Annotated in this window: 3 protein-coding genes; 2 read left to right on the top strand and 1 reads right to left on the bottom strand. The window is 36.0% G+C overall.

Annotated features, from left to right (window positions below; all coding sequences use genetic code 11):
* Nucleotides 1-797, top strand: a 797-nt coding sequence (locus tag ACWATR_RS38745) for a tetratricopeptide repeat protein (RefSeq protein ID WP_460345329.1), incomplete at its 5' end; no start/stop codon positions are given.
* Between the two features lie 154 nt (nucleotides 798-951).
* A complete protein-coding gene (locus tag ACWATR_RS38740; RefSeq protein ID WP_412983033.1) occupies nucleotides 952-1,947 on the top strand; it encodes a tetratricopeptide repeat protein in 996 nt (331 codons plus the stop codon).
* Here ACWATR_RS38740 and ACWATR_RS38735 read toward each other — a convergent pair.
* Nucleotides 1,889-4,284: CHAT domain-containing protein (locus ACWATR_RS38735; protein WP_460345325.1), on the bottom strand; the 2,396-nt coding region annotated here is incomplete at its 5' end. The two genes, ACWATR_RS38740 and ACWATR_RS38735, sit on opposite strands and share 59 nt — an antisense overlap.

Raw genomic sequence — 4,284 nt, 5'->3', positions numbered from 1 at the left:
ACTACCTAGTAACTCAAGGACAAAAGTTAGAAGCAGCAAATAATTCTCAGGGAGCACAAGATTTTTTTTACTGGGCTATAAAAATTCGTTCTCAGAGTAATCGGACTATATCAAGTTTTTACTTTGATAAAGCTGTCCGTAGCACCAAAGACCTTGAGTTAGCTAAAAAATATTATGAATTAGCAATTAAATACAATAACCGTGATGCAGATGCTTATAGTAATTTAGCTTTTGTTTGCCAGCAATTAAACCAAGATAACTGTGCGATTAAAAATTATGAAAAGTCATTTAAATTAAAGCCTGACAATTGGGAATCGCGTTTTGGGCTAGCACTTTTCTATGATGATAGACGAATGTATGATTTGGCAGAAAAACAGTATATATTAGCCATTGGAATGAGTAGAGAAGCAATACCAGCCATTAATAATTTATCAAGATTGAAGATTTTAAATGGCAAATATGATGTAGCAATTGATTTAGCTAAATCCGGTTTACAAAAAACTGAAAATATTAAATTACAGTCTACTTTATACAAAAACTTAGGTTGGGCAAAATTAGAGTTAAAGCGTTATGCCGAGGCAAAGGCTGATTTGGAAAAATCAACAAAACTGGATGCTAGGACAGATGCTTACTGTTTATTAGCGCAAGCGCAAGAAGCATTAGGTGAAATTAATGATGCCAGGCTGACTTGGGAGATATGTTTGATTGCCGAGTCTAATCAGTTAGAAGTTCAGCAGTGGAGATTGCAAATCTTAAAGCGTTTATTGGGAGAGTTTGTGACGCCATCTTCGCCCTAAGCCTTTTTTTTATTTCCTGTTTCCTGTATGCTACTAACTAGCAAATAGCCATACAAAAATCTTGATGCTTACTTTAAACAATTCGACAAGTGCAATAGTCAAAAAAATATTCACAGTTCAAATTGTAGCACTCGCATCAATATCAACACTAGTTGTGTCAAGTTCTAGTAATGCATGGGGGCAATCTCAACTAATAGCCTTGCGTCAGTGCAAGAATGTTGATGGAAAGGTGATGAGTCCAGGCGATCGCTACTTGCCAGTAGGTAGTCCGCTGTGTCCGGGAGATCAAATTCACCCAGAGAATGGAGCCACAGTTACAGTCGTTTGCTATTTAAATCGAAAAATTTTATACATTAATCAAAACAATTTTTCTGACGCTGCCAACAAATGTGCGCCATCACAAGTCACTGAGGCAGATAAGTTTCGATGTACAAATCTTAAACCGCAGAACTGTCCTACTACGCTTAAAGGACCAGATGATGATAACTCTGTACCAAGACCAAGATTAATTAGTCCTTACATTAGTGGCGGTAGAATCTTGACTACCCGACCATCAATTTCTTGGCGTGCAGTCCCAGGAGCTACTAGTTACACAGTAGAGATAAAGGGTAATAATGTTAACTGGCAGATACAAGTAAATAATACTGTACTGCCATATCCAGAAGGGCAACCTCAATTGAGATTTGGACGGATGTATAGAATTATTGTGTTTGCGTACCAAGGAAACTCAATCATAAGTCACGCTCCTTTAGTATTTGGTATTTTACCAGAAAAAGAGCAACAGGAGATTGCATTACTGGTAAAACAAGTTAACGAAGTAAAAGTACCTCCTGATGAAGCTGCTGTTGGGGTTTTAGATACTATATATATGTCAAAAAATCTGGTAAATGAATCGATACAAACATTAAAGGCAAGAGTGGCAGCAGGAAGTAAAAACCCTGAAATTTATCGAGTATTGGCAGATCGCTACTTAGAGGCAGGACTGCCTAATGAGGCTTTTAGTGAATACACAACAGCAAAGAAGTTAGCTAAAAGTAATAAGAACTTAAAGGAATTATCAAAGGTGCAAGAAGGTTTAAAGCTGTGGGAATTTATAACCAACTACCAACGAGCAAGAACGGGGCCCAGTAGTAATGATGAGCGTATTTAGGATTTTTCATTAATACTAGTTGTGCAACCCGCAGTGCCTCTGCTTTAGGAATACCATTTTTCAATCCCTTGTAGAATTCTTCCATTAATAAAGCAGTAGAATCCGCATCTACTAGCCACAAAGTAGCTATCGTAGTTCTCGCACCTGCTTGTGCAGCTACTCCAGCCATTCCTAATGTTGACCTTTTATTACCTTTTGCAGTCTGACATGCACTTAAAACTAATAACTCAATTGCATCTGCATCAGTTTGAATTTTACCTTTTAGTAATTTGTCAAATTCTCTAATATTGATGACCTTATCATAGGCTAGAAGTACCGTCTTCAAAGGGTCAGAACTAAACTGTCCATGAGTACTAATATGAACGATTGGGAAATTATTTTTACTTATTTCTTGCTCTAGACGTGGAGTAGTAAACTTTTCGTCTAATAGTGTAAGGGAAGATTGTGTGTGACTTTGGACATCTTTTACTTCTTCTTTGGCTTTGGGTAGTGATCTGACGCCTTTAGGAGCGTTGCGATCTAACAAGCTGGGGCTGGGCTTAGACAAAGCAGCGATGAGAGCTGTAAACCGCTTTTTTGATAAAGGTTTGGGATATCTAATTCTAGAACCGAGAGTTGCTGCAATGCTGTATTGCTCGAGGAGATAATTTTTCCCATCATATAATATGCTCATCGGTATACTTTGAAAAGATTTATCTAAAATAAATATTAATGTTCCTGATGCAGGTAAATATGATGCTATTGGCGCAATTAATTTTTCATAAAGTGCTTGAGAAGGCAAAAGAATTTGTTGGACATCAATAGTAGCGAGTTTCTGATCCTGTAAACTCCATAAAAGATCACTAACATTATCTTTAACTATATTTGCTTCAACAGAGTAATGATGAAGAGAGCGGTCTGAAGACTGTACAATAACTTCTATAGTTTCATCCAAATCAATGATATGAATGATTCCATAAGCACTATTTAAGTCTGGAATATCATTGAGAGCAATTAGGTCAAGCTTGCCACAATTTAAAAAATTTTCTAACTGTGCTGTTTGTAAACGTTCGTTTATTTGAATTACTTCTTTGAGATTAGGATTAGAATCTTTCAAAAGTAACTTCATATAATCACGGTACACAGGTTCTACTTCTTGTTGAAAGAATAACTGTATATCTATATTGCTTGACAATATGCTGTCACGAATATGTGCCAGGTTATCAATAGCAGATTTGTACATTGTGAGGGCTTCTTTAGCCCTTCCTTGCTTGTTGTACAAGTTTCCTAGCTGTTGTTGCCATTGGTAAGCAATATCTTCTGCTTGAATTGATTGAGCCAAACTTAAAGCTCTTAAAAAATATGCTTCTGATTTTTTTGGTTGTAATTTACCCAGAGTGCCAAGACTGTAAGATTTGATTCGCTGATTACTTGTACTTTTAGCTGTTTGTAAAGCAGACTGACCATATTCAATAGCTAATGAACGTAATTGCTGATCTGGAATTTGACTTAAACTATTAGCAAAATTGAGCTTTGTATAAACAAGTTGGGTAGCTGATAATTGAGAGAATGTAGAAGAATTTTTTAAAATTATGTTAATAGAGGGGTGAATTTGTTGTTGAATTTGATTGCGAATCTCAACTAATTTGAAATTACCTAAATTTAACTCTGTTGTTAAGAAATTATCAAAATCTATTAGCAGGCTCAAATGATGCAGTTGAGATTTTAATTGTGTTACTGGATAATTTGCTGACACCAAATTCACTTGATGATAAATTTCAAGTGAATTGAGTGCTTGTTGCTGAATCAGCTCCACAATTTCATTTTTGAAATCTGGTTCTTCTACTTCATAATATTTATTTCGTGCTTGCTTATAAATAGCTTCTTGAGTATTAGCTAATGACAGCAAAAGCTCATGAGTATCAACAGTAGACGTTTTTTGAACAATTGATAGCGTTTTTGCGAGAACAACCTTTGATTCATCTAATTTACCAATTAAGCGCAAGACATCTCCTAAGTTTTGCCATGCAAATAGATTTACTGGCAAATATTTTTGCTTATCAATCTCTGCTATCAATAGTTTTGTTGTAGATTCAGTAGACTGTTGTGGCAAGATGGCACAAATCTTAGTGTCTGTATTTAGCTTTAGAGCTTGTAATAGTGTGTTACAAGCAAAACGATTTAAACCTAAAGCTTGTAGGGCAAGATTTTGGTTAATTAAGCTGCCAGTAATACCCTCTTCGTAGCCAAGTTGACGATAAATTTTTGTGGCTGATTTCCAGGACTCAAGGGCCTCCGATGCTCGTCCTTCATTTAAATACTTTTCTCCTATTTGGGTCAGTAGTCGGGCTTGATTAC

It is taken from the genome of Nostoc sp. UIC 10890 (assembly GCF_054786515.1).
This window is presented reverse-complemented; position numbering and strand designations above follow the sequence as displayed.